The sequence below is a fragment of the Leptospira stimsonii genome (assembly GCF_003545885.1).
GTDB classification, from domain to species: Bacteria; Spirochaetota; Leptospiria; order Leptospirales; family Leptospiraceae; genus Leptospira; species Leptospira stimsonii.
Genome location: NZ_QHCT01000004.1, coordinates 96,570 through 118,424 on the forward strand (window position 1 = coordinate 96,570; position 21,855 = coordinate 118,424).

At 42.6% G+C, this 21,855-nt stretch carries 23 protein-coding genes and 1 pseudogene; 20 read left to right on the forward strand and 4 right to left on the reverse strand.

The features are described from left to right. The first annotated feature begins 81 nt into the window (after positions 1 to 81). The 17 genes and pseudogenes from DLM75_RS14830 to DLM75_RS14920 all read left to right on the forward strand — a co-directional run bounded on the left by DLM75_RS14830 (position 82) and on the right by DLM75_RS14920 (position 14,263). Complete coding sequence (locus tag DLM75_RS14830; protein WP_118969604.1) at positions 82 to 708, forward strand: lysoplasmalogenase; 627 nt, start codon at positions 82 to 84, stop codon at positions 706 to 708. Between the two features lie 62 nt (positions 709 to 770). Continuing rightward, positions 771 to 1,625: a ferritin-like domain-containing protein gene (locus DLM75_RS14835; RefSeq protein ID WP_118969294.1), complete on the forward strand. Its 855-nt coding sequence runs from the start codon at positions 771 to 773 to the stop codon at positions 1,623 to 1,625. 9 nt (positions 1,626 to 1,634) lie between these two features. Beyond that, positions 1,635 to 2,789, forward strand: a complete 1,155-nt coding sequence (locus DLM75_RS14840) for an aminotransferase class V-fold PLP-dependent enzyme (protein ID WP_118969295.1) — start codon at positions 1,635 to 1,637, stop codon at positions 2,787 to 2,789. Between the two features lie 491 nt (positions 2,790 to 3,280). Then, complete coding sequence (locus DLM75_RS14850; protein ID WP_118969297.1) at positions 3,281 to 4,225, forward strand: bile acid:sodium symporter family protein; 945 nt, start codon at positions 3,281 to 3,283, stop codon at positions 4,223 to 4,225. A gap of 474 nt (positions 4,226 to 4,699) precedes the next feature. Next, positions 4,700 to 5,053, forward strand: coding sequence for a hypothetical protein (locus DLM75_RS14855; protein ID WP_118969298.1), 354 nt, complete (start codon positions 4,700 to 4,702; stop codon positions 5,051 to 5,053). Next, a complete protein-coding gene (locus DLM75_RS14860) occupies positions 5,044 to 5,757 on the forward strand; it encodes a hypothetical protein (protein ID WP_118969299.1) in 714 nt (237 codons plus the stop codon). Before DLM75_RS14855 ends, DLM75_RS14860 begins: the two co-directional genes overlap by 10 nt. Before the next feature lie 10 nt (positions 5,758 to 5,767). Further along, positions 5,768 to 6,439 (forward strand): hypothetical protein, encoded by a 672-nt coding sequence (locus tag DLM75_RS14870; protein WP_167731766.1) that lies wholly within the window; start codon positions 5,768 to 5,770, stop codon positions 6,437 to 6,439. Beyond that, complete coding sequence (locus DLM75_RS14875; protein WP_118969300.1) at positions 6,436 to 6,963, forward strand: hypothetical protein; 528 nt, start codon at positions 6,436 to 6,438, stop codon at positions 6,961 to 6,963. The genes DLM75_RS14870 and DLM75_RS14875 overlap by 4 nt, the downstream gene beginning before the upstream one ends. Positions 6,964 to 6,993: 30 nt before the next feature. Further along, on the forward strand, positions 6,994 to 7,527 hold the full coding sequence (locus DLM75_RS14880; RefSeq protein WP_118969301.1) for a hypothetical protein: 534 nt from the start codon (positions 6,994 to 6,996) through the stop codon (positions 7,525 to 7,527). A 179-nt stretch (positions 7,528 to 7,706) separates the two neighbouring features. Further along, positions 7,707 to 8,897, forward strand: a complete 1,191-nt coding sequence (locus tag DLM75_RS14885) for an SGNH/GDSL hydrolase family protein (protein ID WP_147456643.1) — start codon at positions 7,707 to 7,709, stop codon at positions 8,895 to 8,897. 71 nt (positions 8,898 to 8,968) lie between these two features. Continuing rightward, positions 8,969 to 9,568: pseudogene (locus DLM75_RS14890) on the forward strand (hypothetical protein); the annotation flags it as partial. Then, positions 9,565 to 10,125 carry an LIC_10705 family lipoprotein gene (locus DLM75_RS14895; protein WP_118969304.1) on the forward strand — a complete coding sequence of 187 codons (561 nt, stop codon included), beginning with the start codon at positions 9,565 to 9,567 and terminating at the stop codon, positions 10,123 to 10,125. The pseudogene DLM75_RS14890 and the gene DLM75_RS14895, both read left to right, overlap by 4 nt. Before the next feature lie 96 nt (positions 10,126 to 10,221). Beyond that, complete coding sequence (locus DLM75_RS14900; RefSeq protein WP_118969607.1) at positions 10,222 to 10,788, forward strand: LIC_10705 family lipoprotein; 567 nt, start codon at positions 10,222 to 10,224, stop codon at positions 10,786 to 10,788. 119 nt (positions 10,789 to 10,907) lie between these two features. Continuing rightward, the gene (locus tag DLM75_RS14905; RefSeq protein WP_118969305.1) at positions 10,908 to 11,468 is read left to right on the forward strand and encodes an LIC_10705 family lipoprotein; all 561 of its coding nucleotides are present in this window, start codon (positions 10,908 to 10,910) and stop codon (positions 11,466 to 11,468) included. A gap of 13 nt (positions 11,469 to 11,481) precedes the next feature. After that, the gene (locus DLM75_RS14910) at positions 11,482 to 12,912 is read left to right on the forward strand and encodes an LIC10707 family hydrolase (protein WP_118969306.1); all 1,431 of its coding nucleotides are present in this window, start codon (positions 11,482 to 11,484) and stop codon (positions 12,910 to 12,912) included. After that, a complete protein-coding gene (locus tag DLM75_RS14915; RefSeq protein ID WP_118969307.1) occupies positions 12,903 to 13,628 on the forward strand; it encodes an LA_1694 family PerA/PerB upregulated protein in 726 nt (241 codons plus the stop codon). The genes DLM75_RS14910 and DLM75_RS14915 overlap by 10 nt, the downstream gene beginning before the upstream one ends. Then, positions 13,616 to 14,263: a hypothetical protein gene (locus DLM75_RS14920; protein WP_118969308.1), complete on the forward strand. Its 648-nt coding sequence runs from the start codon at positions 13,616 to 13,618 to the stop codon at positions 14,261 to 14,263. The genes DLM75_RS14915 and DLM75_RS14920 overlap by 13 nt, the downstream gene beginning before the upstream one ends. Before the next feature lie 269 nt (positions 14,264 to 14,532). Here DLM75_RS14920 and DLM75_RS14925 read toward each other — a convergent pair whose 3' ends face one another. From DLM75_RS14925 to DLM75_RS14935, 3 genes are all read right to left on the reverse strand, one after another. After that, positions 14,533 to 15,684: an epoxide hydrolase family protein gene (locus tag DLM75_RS14925; RefSeq protein WP_118969309.1), complete on the reverse strand. Its 1,152-nt coding sequence runs from the start codon at positions 15,682 to 15,684 to the stop codon at positions 14,533 to 14,535. A 402-nt stretch (positions 15,685 to 16,086) separates the two neighbouring features. Continuing rightward, positions 16,087 to 16,431, reverse strand: coding sequence for a hypothetical protein (locus tag DLM75_RS14930; protein WP_118969310.1), 345 nt, complete (start codon positions 16,429 to 16,431; stop codon positions 16,087 to 16,089). 35 nt (positions 16,432 to 16,466) lie between these two features. Then, positions 16,467 to 17,471, reverse strand: coding sequence for a helix-turn-helix transcriptional regulator (locus DLM75_RS14935; protein ID WP_241547944.1), 1,005 nt, complete (start codon positions 17,469 to 17,471; stop codon positions 16,467 to 16,469). A gap of 377 nt (positions 17,472 to 17,848) precedes the next feature. Here DLM75_RS14935 and rpmG point away from each other — a divergent pair, with 377 nt between their 5' ends. From rpmG to DLM75_RS14950, 3 genes are all read left to right on the forward strand, one after another. After that, positions 17,849 to 18,013 carry a 50S ribosomal protein L33 gene (gene rpmG, locus DLM75_RS14940; protein ID WP_001206796.1) on the forward strand — a complete coding sequence of 55 codons (165 nt, stop codon included), beginning with the start codon at positions 17,849 to 17,851 and terminating at the stop codon, positions 18,011 to 18,013. A gap of 18 nt (positions 18,014 to 18,031) precedes the next feature. Continuing rightward, a complete protein-coding gene (locus tag DLM75_RS14945; RefSeq protein ID WP_118969311.1) occupies positions 18,032 to 18,490 on the forward strand; it encodes a TraR/DksA family transcriptional regulator in 459 nt (152 codons plus the stop codon). 211 nt (positions 18,491 to 18,701) lie between these two features. Beyond that, positions 18,702 to 20,765, forward strand: a complete 2,064-nt coding sequence (locus DLM75_RS14950; protein ID WP_118969312.1) for a hypothetical protein — start codon at positions 18,702 to 18,704, stop codon at positions 20,763 to 20,765. Positions 20,766 to 21,029: 264 nt separating this feature from the next. Here DLM75_RS14950 and DLM75_RS14955 read toward each other — a convergent pair whose 3' ends face one another. After that, positions 21,030 to 21,770, reverse strand: coding sequence for a ubiquinone/menaquinone biosynthesis methyltransferase (locus DLM75_RS14955; protein WP_118969313.1), 741 nt, complete (start codon positions 21,768 to 21,770; stop codon positions 21,030 to 21,032). Positions 21,771 to 21,855 lie beyond the last annotated feature (85 nt).

A 21,855-nucleotide genomic window follows, 5' to 3' on the forward strand; every position in this document is an offset into this window, starting at 1 on the left:
CTCTTGTTTTTCCCGATTCTGGATGACAGAATCCAGGCTCTGTACAAAATTACAATCCCAATTCCCAAGAAGAAGGTTCAGATGATTTTACTGTTATTCTCCGTTGCTTCCCTCGCACATTTGCTCGCAATCTACTTTGCGCCGGGAGAAATCGCACTCAAGCTGGGAACAAAAATTGTTCCGATTCTTATCTTAATTTTTTTCTCTCTCTTCGAAGGAAACTGGAAAGATCGCTCCGGAAAATACATCTTCATCGGTTTGATCTTCTCGCTTTTTGGGGATACGTTCTTGGCTCTTCCCGGAAACTACTTTGTTTTCGGACTCGGCTCCTTCCTCGTCGCACAAGTTTTGTATTCGATTGGATTTTCGGTCGGAAATCCGGTACACATCGTACGGTTGATTCCTTATCTTATATTCGGAATTTTATTCTACACTTGGATTCTTCCCGGAATGAACGGGGCCTTATACGTGCCGGTCGCGGTCTATGTCAGCGCGATCTGCGTGATGGGTTGGAGGGCTTCTTCCAGAGAATGTCCAAAGCCCGAATATTGGAAATCCTTCTTCGGTTCTTTGATCTTCATCGGTTCGGACAGCTTGATTGCAATGGGAAAGTTCTTGTCGCTTCCGATTCCTTGGATTGGAGTTTGGATTATGCTAACATATTATGCGGCGCAATTTCTGATCTATGAATCCGTGGAAGAAAATTAAATAATTATTGATTCAGTCTGTAACATAACTAAGATAGCAAAGATATCGGGAGAATCTTTATTATGAATATTAAACCCTTAAAAGAAACGACATTTTTAGAAGCGGTAGCCGCCGCGATCCAACACGAAAAGGATTACTTCGAGTTTTACATGAGCACTTACGAAAAACTTCCTCCCGGAAACACAAAAGAGCTTTTTGAAAGACTCGCAGAAGAAGTCGACGATCATATCAAATTCATTACGGAATTGTACGAACAAGCCGAAGGTTCCGAACTTCCGAATTTAAAACAACTCACCGCGATTCATAAGTTTCACGATTCCACTCTTCAGAGAATGATGAACAAGGTGGAAAGAACCATTTCTGGACCGGGAAGTAAGGACGCACACGAGGCGCTCGAACTCGCGATTCGGGAAGCGGAGAATAGTGTTTCCTTTTATGAGAAACTTGCAAACAAGTTCGAGGACGTGAACATCAAGTCTCTCTTCACCAAATTGAAAGATTACAATAACAACTACCAATCCCTTCTGGAAACGGAATTGAACGGACTCGATCAATCCGGCTCCGGACAAGGAACGTTTTTCTGGGACGAACAAGCCGAGGAAGTAGCCAAGGCGGAGACAAAACCGACGAAGAGTTCTTCGGCTCCGAAAAAAACGAAGGCTCCCGTTGCAAAACCCGCGCCTACGGCAAAACCGGCTCCGACTCCAACCGCAAAAAAAGCGGTAGCGCCAGCTCCTAAAAAATCAGCGAGCAAACCCGTAGCGAAGAAGGCCGCGCCGAAGAAAAAATCTGCCGTCAAAAAAGCGGCGGCAAAACCGAAAAAAACGGTGAAGAAATCCGTTCCCAAAAAAGCGGCTCCCAAGAAAAAGTTAGCGCCGAAAAAGAAAACTTCTGCGAAGGCAAAGAAAAAAAGGTAAACGATAAGAATGCAGTCCGCCGCGATTACAGATTGGAAGGAAATCCAAGATCTTTATCCTGTGAATCAGGAAATGATCTGGTTGAACAATTGCGGAACCACTCCTTGCAATTCAGAGACGATTCAGACGGTTCAAGAATATTTGGAAGGTTACGCCAAAAAAGGCGTATTGACCGATGTTCGAAAATACGGAAACGTAAAACATTCGATTCGAAAGATCGTGGCCGGACTGATCCACTGCGATCCGGAAGAACTTTGCGTTATACACAACACGAACGAAGGAATGAACTTTCTTTCGCTCGGATTTCGTCTCAAGGCAGGAGATGAAATTCTTCTTTTAGAAAACGAATATCCGAGCAATATCTATCCTTGGGAACACTGGAAAGAAAAAGGAGTAAATATCGGAACCATTCCGATGGCAAATACTCCGGATCAATTTCTGGACAATCTCAAGGCCGCGGTTTCTTCTCAAACGAAAATCGTTTCTCTTTCCGCCGTTCACTGGTGCACGGGAATGCCGTTTCCTTTGGAGGAAATCGGAAACTTCTTGGATTCGAAAGGAATCGACTTCGTTCTCGACGGAGCACAGGGAGTCGGCATGGTTCCGATCGACGTAAGAAAGATGAAACTGAAATACATAGCCTTTCCCGCCTGGAAATGGCTTCTTGGTCCGTTAGGACTCGGAATGTTGTACATCCAACAAGATAAGATCGATACGTTAGCATTTCCTTTCAAAGGAACCGGCTCCGTTATTAACGACGAGGTTTATTTGCCTTATCGCTCGGAACTCAAACCGGGAGCGGATCGGTATGAAATCTCGAGCGGGAACTTTCTGGATTGGGTTTACTTTCAATCCACGCTTGAGATGCTTCAGAAAATCGGCTTTCATACGGTGATGGAAAGAATCTACGAACTCGCCGATTATCTTTCGGAAGGAATGAAAGGAATCGGATTCCAGATTGAACTCGATCATTTCCCGGATTACAGAACCGGAATCGTAGTCGGATATAAGGAAGGAATTTCGATGGAGGATCTTGTTTCCTATCTCAAGAAGAATGGTGTGATGTGCGCCCTTCGTCTCGGGAAGGTTCGTTTTTCCCCTCATATCTACAATCGAAAAGACCAACTGGATCGTGTTGTAGAATTGATCGCTAATTTCTCCTAAAGGAAAGAACGGAACGTTTTTTCGAGTTTCGAAAAGTGGAAACTCTTACGAAGATCTTCCGAGGAATTCGGATTCCGTATTGTGAGTCGGCATTTTTTTCGAAAGAAAAGTTGTGGGAACTCTTACAAAATCTCGCAAGGAAGAATCGGCCGGAACGTGAGAAACGGATCACTTCGATGGATTTTGTAGGAGCTCCTCTGTTCCATTTCCTTTCTCTGAAGATTCTCTTCGAGGTTGCAGGGACAAGTTCGAAAGGGGCGGCTCGTGGAACGATTCAATCGAGAACTTTTCAGAGAAAAGATGGAAAGAAGAACGTTCGTTTGAGAATTTTCAAACCGTTTCAAAGGACTGTCTCCCGGAAATTGTAGGAGCTATTACAATAAATCGTTCGGTTCCTTGTGGTGAATTCTAAGATTGAAAAAGCAAAAGAAATTCTTCCCTCACGTTTAGAAAACGAAACAAAGAATCATCCTTAGGAAGTTAAAAATCCATTGGCAACAAACAAATTTCAAAAAATCAGCGAGATCGGAACTCTTTTGTTTCCGGTCTGGGTTCTGAGCGGTTCGATTCTTTCCTTTTTTTATCCGCAGTGGTTTACCTGGTTCACGGGTCCTTGGATCACTTACGGTCTCGGTGTAACGATGCTCGGAATGGGAATCACACTTTTACCGCAAGACTTCAAAGACGTTTTCAAAACGCCGATTCCGGTTTTTGCAGGAGTGATTTTACAATACACCGTGATGCCCCTTTCCGGATGGGGAATCGGAATTCTTCTCGATCTACCGACCCCGCTCGCGACCGGGCTCATTGTCGTGTCCTGTTGCCCGGGTGGGGTGGCGTCTAACGTGATCACGTATCTCGCCAAAGGAGATCTGGCGCTTTCGGTTTCGATGACCGCGTCTTCCACGATTCTTTCCGTCTTTATGACTCCCATTCTTACCTTGCTCTTGATCGGGCAGGGCGTACAAGCATCCGCGGGAGGATTGTTCTTCGATACGTTTCAAGTGGTGATCCTTCCCGTAGCATTGGGAGTATTATTGAATTCTTATATACCCAAGTTTTCGAAAAAAATTCAGATCGTATCTCCTTTGATTGCTGTGATCCTGATCACAATGATCGTGTCCTCGATCTTGGGAGCGGGAAGAGAAAAAATTATCCAGTCGGCAGGGATTTTGATTCTGGGAGTTGTGAGCTTGCACGCATCCGGATTCTTCTTCGGTTACGTTCTTTCCTGGTTATTAATCCGAAATCGAAAAACGGCGAGAACGATTTCCATCGAAGTCGGAATGCAAAATTCCGGACTCGGAGTTGTTCTTTCCCGGAATAATTTTCCGGATCCGTTAGTCGCCATCCCAGCCGCGATTTCCAGCTTGGTGCATTCGCTCCTCGGAAGTATTTTGGCGGCTTTTTGGAGAAGATCCGACGGAGAAAAATGATCCAAGTTCCAACCGCCTCCAATGACGACCCAACACTTTCGAAATCGAATTCTCAATAAAGAATTTATTTCTATTGGAAATCGAACGGATGGAACCATTCAAATTTCATCCTTAAAAAAAGCGAACGGATCGATCAGAATGAATCTAAGAACGACTTCGCTTAACAAAATGAACCGAAGACAATTTCCAATTTAGCTCCGCCGTAATTCTAAACGCAAAGGACTTTCAGTCCGTTTTCAAAAACTTTTTTGAAGAAATCTTTTTGTCAGAAAAACTAAGAACGTTTCAGCGAACTATAAGCGTTCCATTCCGAATTCTTTAAAAACAAATTTTTCCGATCTTTCCTACTTTGTTTATAAAACAAATCCAATGATCAAACAACGGATATTTTAGAGGAAAGTGTGAAATAAATCTCTTTTTTTAAAAACAATGTCTTCAAACTGTTGTCTGGAGAGTATAAAAGATAGTAAAACTATGGCTTCTTTTCCAAAATTTAATAAAAAGGAGATGTTTCTCCTAACGCTTCTCCTTCTTTCCATCACATTAAATCTCTTCTTTGTTTTTAGAAAAATCCCGCAAGCCCCAAACCATTCCTCTGAAAGGGAAGCGGAGAGGAATTCCGTCCCAAAAAACGAAATAACAAAAGAATGGATTTCTTCGGCGGAAATTCTCCCTCATCCACCCGGATTCTTAAAAGGAAGAAAGATTCGTTTTCTCTCGTACCAAGTCCGAAAAAGCGGGGGAAAATCTTGGATTCTTTTTAATGAGAAAAGAGGAACAGAGATCGTTCAAACCAAAGTGGATGCGGAGGCCGTCCAATGGTTTTGAAAATTGCTTTTTGGATCGCGGCAATCCTGATCTCATTTTCAATTCCGATTTCCGCGGAAGTTCTTCCGAATTCTCCTTTTAGAACTGGAATTCTTCTCCTGAAGGAAGGGCCGGGAATCCAAGGAGACGTAAGTGATCTCTCCGATTCTTATTTTATTCGAAATGCAAGGATCGGTAAAAAAATTTCCAAGAATCAAGTTCTCGATTTCGTTTCGGAAGAATACGCTCGTAAAATTCAAAATTCTTCCTCGATGGGAAGCGCATGGGAATCCATTCTTTATTTTCACGCGTCCTCTGAAACACAATGGAAAGGGTTTCCACAAGATCCGAATTCCACAAACGGACAATGGGAAGATTCTTATACGCGCTGGATCAAAGTGGCGCTTTTACTTCTCACCACGGCGGCGTATGCGGATGCGGTCCAACAAAATAACGCTCTAAAAAATTCATACTCCGGATTCAACGGACACGAGAAAGCGGCCTTTCAAAACGCAAACACAAGATATCAAACGTTAGCCGGAATCACCCTCGGTTTTTTTACGTTTACGACGATCAAGGCTTATGTTCGCTTCGGAAGAAACGATCATTATCAAGATCTAAGAATTCCCGGCAGAGAAATCAAATCGGTATCCGATTGGATCGACCCAAAAGCCTCTCTTTCCGGAATCTCATCCTTCCAATTCGGAATCACACAAAATTTTTAAGGAAAACCAAATGAAACCGACTCGATTCAAACACATTCTCATTTTTAAATATACAATTTGTTTAATATTTTTTATCCTCTCGACTGCTTGTATCAAACCGAGTTCCGGAAAATTGCCGAACTTGTTCGCCGCGGGTGTCACTCCATATACGCCCGCAGATCTCGGAATTCCGACTCCACCTCCGGGATCACCTCTTGCCACACTGCCCGCAATTTCTGACAACGAAAGAGCCACAATCGAAGAGACTCTTCGTGCCATGAATGAAATGGGGTATTTGTCGCAGGAATATTTTCAAAAATCTTCGATCGCCGCTTGGGAAAGCATTCGCTATGTTCCAATCAACGACCAAGAACTTGACGCGAAGATTGAAAATGCAATTAACGGAACTTCTTACACTCCGAAATCCGCTCCTCCTAAAGAACATCTATTCCAAAGAGAATCTAAACTTGCAGACGATTTTTATACAAAGATCCAAGCACAGTTTCCAACACTCACCAATCAAGAGCTCATTAACGTTCGCAAACAACTTACCATGACACTCGCGATTACAAGAATCCAAATGGATTACAATGATCCTGCAGGGCTCCCTCAGGAATTTTTGCTCATGGCGAGAGATAAGGCCGTCGCCTTACGACAAAAAGTAAATCTCGAGCTCATTAAAAGAGGGGTGACTCAGATATGATAAGTGGCGCGAAAGTTTCATTTTATTTCTTCTTGTCCTTTTTCACCCTATCTCACTGCGGATACGCAAAGGAACAAAAGAACGAGACAGAAACGAGCAACTTACTCGCGACCATCATGGCTACGGAATTCTACTACTATAGATACAACTGTCCGCCTTACAAGCTTTTGGATGCAGGAACAACAACCGTGCACTTGGATCAGGGGGAAGAATTCTGGTTCGATTTTAAAGCCAGAATTGAAGGGCCAGTGATAATCAAAACGTATCAAATTCGGGTTCAGGAAGCAATAGGACAAGATGTAAAACTTTCAATCAGGAACTGCTTCATTAACCATATTCTTACGGATCCAAAATCAACCTTTCCAATGAATCCCAACTTCAATGCCGATTCGGGACTCACTGGACAAACGGAAACTTTCAATCTCACTTTTGCACAAAGTCCTGAAGGTCAGGGGGTAACGACTATTAAGTCTGTTTCTGGTTCTGGATACGTTACGATCACAATTCCTAACGGGCCGCTGTAATTATTTTTAATTTATTTCGGGAGAGCTAAAATGAAAACCAAACACATCCAAAAAATCCTCAAGATGGGAATTTCAGTCATACTGATAGTTCACTGCGGATACGCAAAGGAACAAAAGAATGAGACCGAAACGAGCAACTTACTCGCGACCATTATGGCCACGGAATTCTACTACTATAGATACAATTGTCCGCCTTACAAGCTTTTGGATACAGGAACAACAACCGTGCACTTGAATCAGGGGGAAGAATTTTGGTTCGATTTTAAAACCAGACTTTTGGCAAAACCAAATCACAACACGTTCAGAATTCAATTGCAAGAATCCATTGGACAAGAAGTAAAATTGTCCATTCAAGGCTGTATGGTGAATTTCATTTTTTCGAATCCACAACCAATCTATACTATGAATTCGAATTTCAATCCGGATTCTGGCCTTGCCGGTCAATTAGAAATATTTAATATTTTTTTCGGTTCCCAAAGTTCAGAAGGCGGGGTAGTGACAACAATTAAGGCAACAACTGGATCCGGAAACGTTACGATCACAATCCCACCTGGGCCACAATAAATCTATTAGGAATCAAAATGAAGAATATTTTTTTTAGTTTAGGTTGTCTCGCTTTTTTAACGATGCCGACCCTTAATTTGGCAGAGGATTTTCCGAGAGCAATAAGTCTACTTGATCCAGTCAATACTTGTAATACAAATTCACATTTCGCAACGAACCCAATTTATCCAGATAGACCTTTGCCCTTTGTTACTTTCTTTGGAGATAGCCTCGGTGATTTTGTCGATCTCTTTGGATATGGAATTTACGGTTGGAGCGAATACCTCAATTACCACCATCCGGAAGTGCAATGGCGGATCCAAAACTTCGCGGTCGGTGGCTGGACTACGGTAAGCATCTACGAAGCAATCAGTCGCTGTTTACAAATCGATGCTCGAAACTCATTTCTAACTTCCAATCACGTTGCCTTTGAGGCCGGTGGGAACGACGTATTCTTTGTATCGATACCGTTAGCGATCATGCCGTGGAAATTGTTTTCCTATCCAAATCCGTTTCCGGATCCGAATAAACCAGAAACCGCAATCGTAAAAGGAATTCCCGAACAAGTCGCTGAGAACGTAAGAGGAATCATCCGCTTATTACGTCATCCACAAGTGGATAAAGACGTGCTGTTGATGGGAAATTTTCCCACCCTTTCTTGGAGCCCTAGCATGGGGCATATGGGCGATTATTTCAATATGGGAAAAAAGCTGTTAGATGATTTTTATCTAAAAGACCAAACGTCTTTGGACGCCCGGTGGACCGACTTTGTGGAAAACACGGGAGAATATCTGGAATCGCTCTATTCTAAACCTTATGATCCTTCGCAAGCCCACGATCCGAAGTTGCCTGTCTTTCAACAATATCAAAGCTCAGCCGCGGATTGGTATGTTCGCTGGTTGTATATCGAATCCAAAAGTCCGACGACGATACTAAGCATTGCCTTGGGAATGATACAACCCTTTGTGGAAGCGGTTGTTCAACAAGAGAACGAGTATAGCAAAAATAGATCTCACCCGACAAAAATCGTTCCGAACAGAAAAGGGGGAAACTATGTCCATTTCTTACCGTTATATAACGACTTTTTACATCCGGACGATTGCAATATTTACTTCAGCTGTTTTGTAGGACATCCACCTTTATACAGAGATTTCCTACCGGGACACGTGAACATGCTTGGGTATGTAATATGGTCACAGAGATTATCCAATAAGATTTTAGAATTAGGGTGGGATGAGGATACGATCCCACGTAACGGAGGAGTGGCCTACACGCCACCAGGAGATACCGACGACATCGTTACGGACATACCGCCTCATGCCGTCGACCCGACACCGGTCCCAATCGATTTGCTAATTCTAATTTGCCTCCTTACTGGGAAATGCTGGTGAAATCTATGGCCAAAAAGACCATTCATTTTTTACTATATACGTTTTTACTCATGTTCTCCGTTCTTTCTTCGGCTTGTATAAAACCGAGTTCCGGAAAATTACCGGCCCTTTTTGCCGCGGGTGTCACTCCATATACGCCCGCAGATCTCGGAATTCCGACTCCACCTCCGGGATCACCTCTTGCCACTCTACCCGCAATTTCTGACAACGAAAGAGCCGCAATCGAGGAGACTTTTAAAATGATGAACGAAAACGGTCAATTGGATCAGAAGTTTGTAAAGGAATCTTCAATGGCATCCAGAGACGTTCTATTCAATCGACCGTTAAGCGACACAGAGTTGGAAGCGAAGGTCGAAGCGGAACTCAAAGGAGAGTCTTACCCGGTGCCAACGTATGGAACCGAACAGCAGATCCTTCAAACAGAAAGTCAAGCCGCAGACGCGTTTTACGGAAGAATCGCGGGGGATCTCAAAACAATGACCGTTCCCGAACTCATCAAGGTGCGCGAGAATTTTACACTCAGTCTTGTGATGATTCGATTTATGATGGATTATGGGAATACGCCAAACGGAATTCCAACTTCCTTCTTACTCATGTCAAGAGAGAAGGCCGTCTCAATCCGGCAAAAAGTAAACGAAGAATTGGTCAAACGAGGTGTTACGTCGATATGATACGGATTCTTGGTTTACTCGGATTGATCTGTTTATTCACAGCTCATTGCAATGGAGAATTCGAAAATTCGAATAAAGGGACAACAAACGGATTGGATAACAATTTTCTGTTAACGTATTCTTTTTTCTTTGTAGTTCCCAATCTCGACTTCAATCAATTCTGTCCACCGACCGAACAAATCCCCATTTTAGAACCGGGGACGCATACACGATTTATGCAAGCAGGGGATACGTTTATTTTTGATAATCGGGCAAGATTGAATGCGGGCGGCAATCCAAATGTTGCTCGAGGTTTTTCCGCATTTTTTTCCTTCGCCATTCAAGAATCCCCTGGTCAAGAAATCAAACTGGTTAGCCCCGTTTGTGGAACAAGTGCGAATGAATATGGTGCCTACGATGATTCAGGTCTTTCTGGACAGTTAGAAAATGTTTACATAGACTTAAAAATACCGCCACTTGCTCAAAATCGAAACGGTTTTTTTACAAAGATTAAGGCGATTTCAGGTTCCGGAACTTTTACGATTACAACACCTCTTGCACAAGATCCACCACATTAGATATCTTTTATGAAAATAACAAGTATGAAAACTAAAAGCGGATATAGCAGTATTATTGATAAATTGAAAACGAAATACCAATTAAATATGAAAATCATGGAGAACCCAACGTTAAAAAAAATGATAACCCTAACCTTTGCCTGTTGGCTCGCTTTTCATTGTAATGGAGAATTCGAAAATTCGAATAAAGGAACAACGAACGGATTGGATAACAATTTTCTGTTAACGTATTCTTTGTTCTTTGTCGTTCCCAATCTCGACTTCAATCAATTCTGTCCACCGACCGACCAGATCCCCATTTTAGAACCAGGAACTCATACACGATTTATGCAAGCAGGAGATACATTTATTTTTGATAATCGTGCAAGATTTCAACAGTCAGCTCCAGCGGGCGAAAGAAGGTATTTCACTTTTGTCATCCAGGAAAACCCAGGACAGGAGATTAAACTAAAAACACCATCTTGCGGGAATAGCCAGACAGAATACGGCGCATATAATGATTCAGGACAGCCCGGTCAAATGGAAACAGTCTACATTGATTTAATGACTCCTCCGCTTCCTCAAAAGCGAACTGGCTTTTTTACTAAGCTCACCGCTATATCCGGCTCTGGAACAATATCTTTCACAACACCAACCGCACCTGATCCACTCAACGCACATTGAAAAATAAAGAAGCAGGCTATATTCGCAAATCATGAAAATCTACTTTAAACAGAAAATTTATAATCAAAGACCACTATGAGTTCATTCAATCTTAAAGACGAAAATCACGGAGAAACACTATGTTAAAAAAAATGATGGTCCTAACCTTTACCTGCTGGCTCGCTTTTCATTGCAATGGAGAATTCGAAAATTCGAATAAAGGAAAAACCAATGGCATCAATAACGACCAGTTCATATTTTATACTTTGTTTTTCGTAGTTCCCGATCTCGACTTCAATCAGTTCTGTCCACCGACTGACCAGATTCCGATTTTAGAACCGGGAACTTATACACGATTTATGAAAGCAGGGGATACTTATATTTTTGATAATCGGGCAAGACTATCTACTCCAAAAGATAAAAATTCCAGTTCAACAAGATTTTTCACCTTCACTATTCAAGAAAATCCAGGACAAGAAATTAAGTTGGTAACTCCTAAATGTGGCAATAGTCCAATTGAATTCGCAGCAAATAATGATTCAAATCTTTCAGGACAATTAGAAACGGTGTTCATTGATTTAGAAACGCCGCCGTTGCCTAAGCAAAGATCCAACTTTTTCACGAAGCTAACCGCCGTATCTGGATCCGGAACTATAACATTTACAACACCTTCCCTAGCTGATTCCTTGAATGCGCACTAAAAAAGGAAATTATATGAAAAAGAATACTTTTAACTCAGTCACATTTAAAATTTCTCTTTTTATTCTTATTTATAGTAATACCCTTCTTGCAGATAAGAATAGCATTACATTTTGGTTCCCGGATGAAAACCATACTTACGACCATCTTGTTAAAGTTACAAACTGTAATACGCAATTCGATGATAACAATCCGGAATCCTTTGAACCCAATAAAACCTTCCTAACGATGTACGGGGATAGTTTAGGTGATTTTGTAAATGAAGGTGCCTACGGTTATTTTGGTTGGGATAAATTTTTAACTCTGATGAATTTCGGTATAGAATGGAATGTACAAAATTTAGCGATCGGCGGATATACCACAAATAGCGTTTACAATTTAATTACGAAATGTGCGGAGAGCGATGTAAAACGTTTCAACTTCAAAACAGCACCCAACGTTGCATTCGAAATCGGAGGAAACGATTTCTGGCATAACTCTTTGATGCTGACCTTTATGCCTTGGAAATTTCCCTCTGTAGTTGATCGGGTAATTTACAATACGAAAGCAATTCTATTTCAATTAAGGCACCCGAGAAGGGATAAAGATGTACTCGTAATGGGAAATTTTCCCAATCTATCGTATAGCCCGACCTTAGGAAATTATTCTCAATATTTCAATGTGGGTGCCGTCCAACCCGGTTACAATTTCACATCGTATATGAACCAACTTCACGATAGCCAAGCAACGGCTCTCCACGACGATACACAAAAAGCTATACTCACGCTACTGCCTCCATTCGGTTGGTTGGCGTTACTCTATATGCCGATCGATTTGGATAAACTACAAGGCGATTTCGCACAGGCCATCGTCGGAATCAAGCAGGCGTACAATGAAGCATTGAGTACGATTGAGATCCAGACGGGATTGGATGAGCTAAATGTATTACACTCACAAATTAAAAACAGCGGAATATCTCCGACGGGAAAAGACGAGTGGTATTGGATCTGGCTTCATACGATAAAAAATAATATCAGTATGATCTCCAGCATTGGTATGTTTTTAACCCAAGGTCCTCTGGAACAACTAACAAATGAAATGAACGTAAGCAAGGGCAAGGTTCATTTTCTTCCGATGTATCACTTATTCATTCGACAAAAAGATTGTTTTGAGTTCGGCCAGTGTTGGGTCGCCAATCCTTGGTTGTACCAAGACCCGGTCGGACATTTGAACTACTTGGGCTATACGGTGTGGGCTTCCGCCTTATCCGCCAAGGTCATCGAACTAGATTGGCACAATTCTCTCAAAAACGGTCCTCCAAAATACAACGGAGCTGTTTCCATCCCAGGAGATGACACTGTAATAACGCTCCCAGATGGAGAACATGGAACTGACGAAGTTGTAATTGTACCTTCAGAAATTGATCTTCTCCTTCTCATTTGTCTCTTCACTGGAAAATGCTGGTAAGAATTCAAACCAATCTACTCAAGTTCGGGTTATGGCTAAGTATATTCCTGTTTCAGTGTATTCGGGAAAACGCATCCAACCCGAATCTTCTTTTGGCGATTGTGGATCGGCAACTCCAGCCGAATTCCGGCGTAGCAGTTCCCACTCTCAAAGCTTGTTTGGTAACAAATCAAATCCCGAGCGGAAAAGTGACAACTTGTTATGAGACAACGGCCGAATCTTGCAATCTGACCTTTTTCAATAACATCGCAACGGCGACCACTTTACAAAATAGAAGAGACGATCTTACGTTTATCAATATCAATTTTGCAAATTGCACGACCGGAGCAACTCCACTTTTTGTAAAGTATTCCAATTTGGTTCCGCCGGCTTCGATGTTGTTCAAGGATCAGTTAGGACTGAACGGAGCAAATGTGGAATCTCAGTTCCGATTTACCAATCAAATTAGCTGTAAGGAACTCGGATTGGAAACTTCGGAATTTGTTCCTGGAAATTTTTCACGAGTCTTAAACTCGGAGGAATTGGTTCAACTGAACAGCCTTGAAGCGGAACTCGCCTTGATACCGACGACCACAGCCAACTGTTTTACCGATTTGAATTTCAATCAGAGCCTTATTAGTTTAACACAAAATATAAAAAACGGCTCCCTGCAAAGAGGAATCACATGTGCCTATCAGTCCGGGTCCGGTTTTCCGATTTGCCCATGGAGTCATTGACGTTGAAAAAATTTCTTTCCTGTTTATTACTCATCTTAATTTTTTCCAGGTGTTCCCAAAGTCAAGTAGACGATCCAATCCGAGACAACTATCTAACGTATCTATTTCTCACGACGGCCAGCCTTCCCTGTGTTTCCCAAACATATAAGAATCCGTTCGGCTTTACAGACCCGAGCGGGGACGTCAAAGCCGGATTCTTGAATATTCCCAACAACGAAATCGGTCATCTGGATTTGATATCGGGAAACGTTCATGAGAATACAAACGACGTTTCATTTCAACTCGAGTTGGCATCCGTCCCGGAAACAATCGACGTCAATTTGAATGAGGACAAAACCTCTCCCGAATACGAATGGAATTATCTATTTCAGGGAGAAAATTCTTTTAAGATCAGCATAACGCATTATCCGGACGGAATACCGGAAAAGATTTCGTTCCGGAATCTAAACGTGATGGCTTGGAAGAATCAAACATTTATCGGAGGATGCGGAAATCTATCCATTCAAGGAAATGTCATCAGCTGGCTTTGTGACAAATCCACGATTCCAGCGTTAGGCGAAATTTCTCTGACTCGATCGATTACCATCGAATCGAAGGCAAAGAATCGGAATATTCTTTACTCCGATTGCAATTGAACCGGTTTGCTCCAAATTTTTGAGTAAGAATTCTTCGCCCTCTTTGAGCGAAAGAATCCGGAATCAACAAACATTCCTAAAATTAAACGACTTCGCTTAACAAAAGTCCGGATCGTCTCAATAGGCTCTTTGAAATATTCTAACTTCCAACGAACATAAATTCTTATTCTTCCGCAAGAGAACGGAAAGTTTACGTTCTTCTAAAAAAGAATTTCGATGCATTCTTCTTTCGAAAACTTAGGACGAACAAATGAATTATCAAAAACCATTTATCTTTTTTCCGTAAGCGATTTAAAAAACGATCGAATGTCTTCCGCAATCGTTTCCGGAACTTCCCATTCCGAAAAATGACCTCCTTTTTCCAAAACGGTCCAACGTTGGACGTTGTAAAAACGTTCCGCCCAGCTTTTCGGAAAAGGCACCGCGATTCCGTCTCGAAGCGGCATGATGATCGCAGTGGGAACGTTCAGTTTACCGTTTAAGCCCGGATTCCGAAGCACTTCCCGATACAATCGGACCGAAGCGGCGCCCGCTCCATAGAACCAGTGAAGAGAAAGATTATCCAATAACTTGTCTCTTCCAAAATGCCGATCCAGATCGCCGTTACAATCTCCCCACCTTTGGAATTTTTCGATCACCCAGCTCGCCAAAGCAATCGGAGAATCCGCAAGAGCGGGCGTGATCGTTTCCGGTCTAAGCGCCTGCAGGCTTGCATACGCGGTTTCTGACTTTGCCCAGGACGCAACCTTCTGTTGGTATTGAATTTCTTCTTCTGATAAATCCGCCGGCAAGGGATTTATGAATGGGGTAATTCCCGTTCGATGCAACCCGATCAGATTCTCCGGATACTTCAAACCCAGTTGTTGTTGCACAAGAGCGCCTTGATCGGAACCTCGAGCCGCATATTTTTTATAACCCAATGTTTCTACCATTAACTTCTGCATCAAATCGGCGATGAATGAAAAACTCATTCCGTGCTTTGAAGGAATTTCGGAGAATAAATACCCGGGAAGGGATGCGGCGACGACGTCGAAACTTGGGGTATCGTCATCTCGCGCCTCGGTAAGAAGTGGAATGATATCCAACATCTGAATAAAGCTACTCGGCCATCCTTGTAAGAGCAAAAGGGGAATCGGATTCTTACCCTTTCCTTTCGCATGGATAAAATGAATTTTCGCTCCTTCGATCTCGGCGAGAAAATGATCGAAACGATTGAGTAGAATTTCGCGGGAGCGCCAATCATACCTCGTACCCCAGTCTCGAATCAATTCCTTCAGATAATCTGCGTCCGTGCCATCGGACCAATTCGATGAATCGATCGGCGGACCAAAACGAGTTTGTTTCAAACGGTTTTTGAGAAATTGGATTTCTTCTTCGGGAATTTGAATCTTAAACTCTGAAATCGTTTTTTTTCCTAACATCTTGGTATCAATCCTGCGTGGTTGTTTGTCCTTGGCTCAAAAACGGATCCCAATCGGAGAGGGTAGTTCTTGATGAAATAATATTCCGTTCGACACGAGTAGGTCGTCGAGTCCATGGAATCTTCTTTTCAAATTTTATTTTTATTGAAATGGCGTCTAACTTTAATTTGACGCTTCTTAGACGTTCAAAACCAAAAAGCTCCTCCGGATAGGATTTCCCCCGAAAATTTCAAAACGGAAAATCCACAGTACCACGAACCTGTGAAGCATCGGTCCGATCGGCTTTTCCTTATTTAGGATCAAAGTCGCAAACCTTCCGAATTCCATCTTTATAAATTCGAAAACATGACAAATGTCATAGAAGAAAATAATCATCTATGACAGCTGGGGTGGGAAACCGAGCTATAAAACGGTTATAATAAGCAAAGGGTATTGAAAGAAGTCTATGGTTAGAAAGAGCCAAATCGCGGTCTTACTGCTATTTGCAGGATTGAGTGCGAACGCAGGCGTCCCCGAAACCAAAAAACGATCCGTCGGAATCGAAGATAAAACGAAAACGAATCCGCAAACGAATTCAAGAAGTTTTCTTTCTTCGAACGATGTCGTTTTACGAATCGTAAGAACGCAATCAAACAACGAATCGCGATCGGAAAAAAGAAACTGTGTTTTCTGCCATTCCGGATCGGATAAGATATAAAAGTCAGTCCTATCAAAACTCGCCCGAATGTTCAAAACGGAACATTCCATCTTCTCGTTTTGAAATCAACACGACGTCGTTCGCATTAACGAGGAGAGAAGTTGTTTTCCTTCCGTTTTGATAGAAAAATGGTCAGTCTTTGCAACTGATCCTTGGAAGTGGATTTCGATTCGGGTAATACCTTTGCATAGATGTTCTTCAAATGATTTCTCAGGGTCCCGTTGGAAACGTTCAGGATGAGTTGGATGAACGTGCGACTGTGACCCGCTTCTAAGAGTTCACAAATCCGAATCTCCTGTTTGGAAAGTCCGTAACCATCTAGATTCAAACTCTGGACAATCGTAGGAATTTCTTCGCTCTTGTAAGAATGGAAAAAAAGAAACGCCATAAACGAACACGCGCTAAGCGAAGAAATCGCGGTTACGTAAATTTCGCGAAAGGGGAGGAATTTAAAAACGGACCAGAAGAACATTCCGATCGTAACTCCGATCGCGATCGAAATCAGAATATTCGCCGCAATTCTTAACAAACTCGTTTTTCCAACGTTATATCGATTCAAGTAGACCGAAAGAACCACGGAAAGCGCCGAGTCTGCGACGGGATGTAAGGGAGGAATGTCGATTCCAAACAGAGGAACAAAATTCGTAAATAACGCGAGCCACCAAAAAAGAAAAACTCCCACGAAGAACCGTTTTTCAAAGAACACGTTCCATTGAACGGGCTTTATAAAAAAGTAGATACATACGCCCATCGCAAGCACGTGAATTCCGATTCCGAGTGAGCCTCCAATCGGAGAAAGGAGAGGAGCGAGGCCGAAATGAAAGGATTTAAAGCCGGAGATAATCATCCGTGGAAATGAAGAGCAAAAAAAATCACAAGCAAGCGCGACTATAAAAACGAAAATTGTAAACCGATTTAGAATTCTTCTTCCCGTACAGAAACTCGCCATTCCGACCAATACCGGAGAAAGAATAAAAAAAGAATGGCAATTGAACACCCAAAAAGCCATACCCATCTCTTCGCTCGTAGAAGCACAGATCGCCGCTGTCGTTGCGTTTTGAACTCCGATCGCGAGATAGAAGACCGTCATCAATTTGTGAAATCGATGATCGCGACGTATATTTTCAATGAAACAACTTACGTTGGCGAGAACCGCCATAATGGGAACTATGAAAAATATTTCCAAAACAAGTCTATTTTGAGTACTGGAGAATTTGAGCAAACTAAATCGGAAAAAAACTACCTCTCGAACCCGATATCTGCTTTACAACAAAATTTCCTGCCTTTTTCGAGAATTTAATCTAATCCTCCTTGATTTTTAAGCCCTCTCACTTTTTCTAGCAGAATACAACCTCCAGTACGACATTTTCAGGACGAAAGGACCAAATTTTTGAACTGAATTGGACTGAAAATCCGGGATTTTCCGTCTTACTATGAGGAATTTATTGAAATCGAGACAGTAGCGCCATGAGAGAAATTATCAAGCTCGTTTGTCAGGAACCGGGATGTTCAAAGGGAAAGAGTACTTATCTTCTCACCAAGAATAAAAAGGCTAAAACCGAAAAACTGGTTACTAAAAAGTTCTGCAAATTTTGCAGAAAACACACCGAATACAAGGAAACCAAGGTCTAAGATTTCCAGGAAATAGGTATGACTGCAAAAAAACCAGCGCCCGCATACGATAAAAAAGCTCTGCAAGAAATCAAAGAGCTCCTCCTTGAGAAGAAAAGCACTCTCTTGGAAAAGTATGCTCACTGGGAAGATAACAGCAAACCTTCCGGCCTGAAAGAGATGGGTGATATCGCCGATATCGCCTCAGAAATCAACGAAGAGACCCTGAGTTCTGTCCTTTCCGAAGCGGAAATCGAAACGATCCGTGAAATCGACGTCGCATTAGACAAAATCGAAGACGGAACCTACGGAATCTGTGAAGGGACAGGAAAAAAAATTCCGATCGCACGCCTCAAAGCAATCCCTTGGACTCGGTATACGGTTGAATTTGCGGAAACTCTCTCGAAAGGGAAGGGTGGTTTTATGCGCAAAAGCAACGCCGGAAGTCTAACGGGCGCATACAAAATCCCAACCGATATGGATTCGATGGACGATTGATTCTGATTCGTTCCTTTCGCCTTTTCGATTCCTTTTTCCAATCTCTCTAACAGCCTATCTTTTTATAGAAGAAGAACTTCCTTTGTGAAAAGCAAAGAGAGATACTTTAGGAATTCTTCCCTTACTCAATTTCTTTCCAAGAATCGGAAAGCTCTTTCGAAAACGTTTTTTCGATTGAAATCTGACTCTTTTTACAAAATCCTCTTTATTCGTGCCCGGATTATTCAACAAACTCAAGCCCCTTCGAACTCCCACCTTTTTCGGACTCATTCTTTGTTCCATTTTAGCTTATATTCTCTTTCGAAGTTTTCTCTTCGTTCGTGAAACGGAAGGATCCGGAATCGCGGCGATCGGTTTGATCCAATTCCTATTCGGACTCGTCCCCAATCTCTATCATCGGAAACCCGGAAGAATGTTCACGATGGCGGGGGCCCTGATCCTTCCCGGACTTCTCTATGAAAAGGGGGTTGTCTTCGGTTCTTTGAGCGGTTTGTTCGCAGGTGCGATTTTCGGGATTTTTTTGCGACAATATATATCTACGTTTCATTCGCAAACCGTAAGCGAAGAAGATCCTATATTCCGTTTTTTTTATATCAATCGTCCTTATAAGTCCTCTCTTCCTTTTTATCAAAACCCAAAAACCGGAATTCTTGCTTTTTTAACGCTTCTTCTTTTAGAGCGGTTTTTTGTTTATTTCAACGCTCCTCCATTTAAAGGTTTTGGAATTTTGGATACGGTTTATCTTCCCGGAGTGAGTTCTCGATACGCGTTCGGCTTGAGTTTGGACTTCTTCGGTTCCTGGGTGTTGGCGATCCTGTATTTTTTGGCGGAAGAATCCTCTTCGCACGAAAGCGATTCTCCGGTTAAATACTGGAGACAGGGTCTTTTTGCAGGGGTATTTGCGAATATTCTAATGTTCTTAATTCAAGGATTGACCCGTCATTCGGCGCTTCCGTTTACTCCGATGAGCGGAGATTCTTATCTTATCTCGGGCTTTCTTGCGGATGCGGGTTCTTTGAATTGGTTCTTTCCTCTTTTACTTTCTTACTTCTTCTATTATCTGCATTCGAGAAGTTGGAGGACGCCGACAACGATTCTTCTCAGTTTCGGTCTGATTCTTCCTTTTGTGATTTTAGGAAAACATTTTAGCGCGGGTTCTTGGATTCTACTTTTTACTTCCTTGCTCTACGCTTATTCGATAAATTATTTCCCGAAAATCCGAAACAAGTGGTGGAGATGGTCCTACATTCCCGCTTGTGTAGTACTCTGGTTCGGATGGATCGTTCTTATGATCTGGCTCGGTTCTTTTTCCTGGTCTTACGAACCTTGGCAGGAATTGTATCTGGCCTGGAGCAAGGGTTTTCGTGGTCCCGCGGGCAATTTCAGCCACTTTCTTGATCTTTATTGGGGAGAAGGTTGGATCCAAACAAGAGCCGCTTGGAATTGGGCCAAACACTCCATTTGGTTCGGAAATGGAGTGGGCAGTTTCGCGCTGAACTGGATCGATTCCAGATCTGTGAACGTCGTTCCTCCGGGTGGAATTCGGGAATTCTTTCTTTCCTCATTCGTATTTTTGTTTCATGACGGAGGGATTTTGTTCTCTCTCGTTTTTCTGGCTTGGATCGGTTTGGAGATCGCATATCGAAATCACTGGAAACAACTGATTCTTCTTTTGCCGATCGGATTTTTCTTTATGCCTTGGACCGGTAGTTCCGGAGCAACGGCTTTCTTCTGTCTCTGGCTGATCACTTCCTCCGCGCCCTTGAGTAGACAACTCCATCGCGGCGTTGGAGGTGGGTTCAATCTTTTCGTTTTGATCTTAGGTTCGGTTTATCTGTTTTTTTCCCTCATCCAGATCGCTCCGAACTTGAGAGGCCCCGAGTTCCGTTATGCGGAATTGAAGACCTATCAATTGATGGCGAAAAAACAAAACCTCAACCAAAACGGAATCCGTTTCCACGAGTTCTCTTCCGGGGCTACTTGGGTCTTAGGCGGGAAAGCTCCCATCAATTTACGCGCTTTTGTTCCCGCTTCGCAAAAGATTTCAAAAGAAGATAAGGTCTATGTTCGTTGGTCCTTCCTGGGCCCGGATTGGATCGAGATTCAATCGAAAACATTACCTTTGTATTTGAATCCGAGCGCGGTCGGCTTGAACGTTCCGGACAAAGCCAAATATTTGAGAGCGGAGATTCTTTCCGCTTCGATCTTCGAAACTCAAATCGATACGTTCGGAATTTTTGCCGAAGACTTTGACGGATTAAATCGAGTGCGTTGATCCGCGTCTCTGAAGTTTGAAAATCTTTTTTCGATCGCTTGTGTTTCGTTTTTTGAAAAAAACTTGTGAAAGAACTTCCGTTCGCAAAGATCAAAACGACACGCGGTGTCATCCTCGCTTTTCAGCTACGTAAGGTTCGGTGAAAAAGTTCCGGAATTCTTCCGGCACGATCTGGATAGAATGAGAAATCGGTTTTCTAAAACATCGATTTCGTTTCACGTCCAATCCGAAGACGCGTCACTCTGACTCTCGGAGAATTAAATTCTAAGAAGCTTTTCTTGCGATGTGTAGAACGGCGTTTCCGAAAACGAAGTTTTCAAACCGCACTTCGGTGAATCCGTTTTCTTCTAAGATGGATTTGAGTTTTTCCTGGCTCGGATAGAAAAGGGAAGAAACGGGAAGATAGTCAAACATCTCGTTCTTACCTCCCCAAAGAATATAACCGAGGATCGGAACGATTCTAAAAAAATAAAAATCGGCCGCCCAGCGAACGAGAGGGTTTTTCACCTTTCCGACATCCAGATTGAGAAAAAGACCACCCGGTTTTAAAATCCGATAAATCTCTTGAATCGCTTTCGGAAGATGATCGACGTTACGTAATCCGAAACCGATCGAAACGACGTCAAATTGGGAATCCTGAAAATTTTTCAGTTGTGTCGCGTCTCCGACTTGAAAATCGACTCTTCCTTCTTCTCCTTTTTTTCGCAAACGAGTCTTTGCAATCTCGAGCATGTTCTCGGAGAAGTCCACACAAGTCACGTGATCGACGGAAGGAGAATGTTCCAAACGAACCGAAATGTCACCCGTTCCACAGCAAAGATCCATAACCTTGAGATGAGAACCCAGATTCTTTTCTACTTCCTTTACGAGACGATTTTTCCATACACGATGGAGAAGAAAGCTGTTCCAATCGTTGAATCGATCGTATTTTTCAGCGATCCGGTTAAAGTTCTCTCGAACAAAGCCGGCCTTTCGATCTGTCTCAGGCATTTTGAATTCTGACATAGGGCTTATGAAATGATTTCAACGTGTTTCCGCTTGGCAAGAAGAGTTTTCCTCCTTCGGAAACGATTCAAGATTAGAATGACAA

Excerpts from the sequence above, each read along its gene's own strand:
- DLM75_RS14945 (WP_118969311.1), top strand. The coding sequence starts at position 18,032 with ATGACTGCAAAAAAACCAGCGCCCGCATACGATAAAAAAGCTCTGCAA.
- DLM75_RS14905 (WP_118969305.1), top strand. The coding sequence starts at position 10,908 with ATGTTAAAAAAAATGATGGTCCTAACCTTTACCTGCTGGCTCGCTTTT.
- rpmG (WP_001206796.1), top strand. The coding sequence starts at position 17,849 with ATGAGAGAAATTATCAAGCTCGTTTGTCAGGAACCGGGATGTTCAAAG.
- DLM75_RS14880 (WP_118969301.1), top strand. The coding sequence starts at position 6,994 with ATGAAAACCAAACACATCCAAAAAATCCTCAAGATGGGAATTTCAGTC.
- DLM75_RS14830 (WP_118969604.1), top strand. The coding sequence starts at position 82 with ATGATTTTACTGTTATTCTCCGTTGCTTCCCTCGCACATTTGCTCGCA.
- DLM75_RS14840 (WP_118969295.1), top strand. The coding sequence starts at position 1,635 with ATGCAGTCCGCCGCGATTACAGATTGGAAGGAAATCCAAGATCTTTAT.
- DLM75_RS14870 (WP_167731766.1), top strand. The coding sequence starts at position 5,768 with ATGAAACCGACTCGATTCAAACACATTCTCATTTTTAAATATACAATT.
- DLM75_RS14925 (WP_118969309.1), bottom strand. The coding sequence starts at position 15,684 with ATGTTAGGAAAAAAAACGATTTCAGAGTTTAAGATTCAAATTCCCGAA.
- DLM75_RS14920 (WP_118969308.1), top strand. The coding sequence starts at position 13,616 with ATGGAGTCATTGACGTTGAAAAAATTTCTTTCCTGTTTATTACTCATC.
- DLM75_RS14955 (WP_118969313.1), bottom strand. The coding sequence starts at position 21,770 with ATGTCAGAATTCAAAATGCCTGAGACAGATCGAAAGGCCGGCTTTGTT.
- DLM75_RS14835 (WP_118969294.1), top strand. The coding sequence starts at position 771 with ATGAATATTAAACCCTTAAAAGAAACGACATTTTTAGAAGCGGTAGCC.
- DLM75_RS14860 (WP_118969299.1), top strand. The coding sequence starts at position 5,044 with ATGGTTTTGAAAATTGCTTTTTGGATCGCGGCAATCCTGATCTCATTT.
- DLM75_RS14855 (WP_118969298.1), top strand. The coding sequence starts at position 4,700 with ATGGCTTCTTTTCCAAAATTTAATAAAAAGGAGATGTTTCTCCTAACG.
- DLM75_RS14900 (WP_118969607.1), top strand. The coding sequence starts at position 10,222 with ATGGAGAACCCAACGTTAAAAAAAATGATAACCCTAACCTTTGCCTGT.
- DLM75_RS14895 (WP_118969304.1), top strand. The coding sequence starts at position 9,565 with ATGATACGGATTCTTGGTTTACTCGGATTGATCTGTTTATTCACAGCT.
- DLM75_RS14930 (WP_118969310.1), bottom strand. The coding sequence starts at position 16,431 with ATGGAATGTTCCGTTTTGAACATTCGGGCGAGTTTTGATAGGACTGAC.
- DLM75_RS14935 (WP_241547944.1), bottom strand. The coding sequence starts at position 17,471 with ATGACGGTCTTCTATCTCGCGATCGGAGTTCAAAACGCAACGACAGCG.
- DLM75_RS14915 (WP_118969307.1), top strand. The coding sequence starts at position 12,903 with ATGCTGGTAAGAATTCAAACCAATCTACTCAAGTTCGGGTTATGGCTA.
- DLM75_RS14910 (WP_118969306.1), top strand. The coding sequence starts at position 11,482 with ATGAAAAAGAATACTTTTAACTCAGTCACATTTAAAATTTCTCTTTTT.
- DLM75_RS14875 (WP_118969300.1), top strand. The coding sequence starts at position 6,436 with ATGATAAGTGGCGCGAAAGTTTCATTTTATTTCTTCTTGTCCTTTTTC.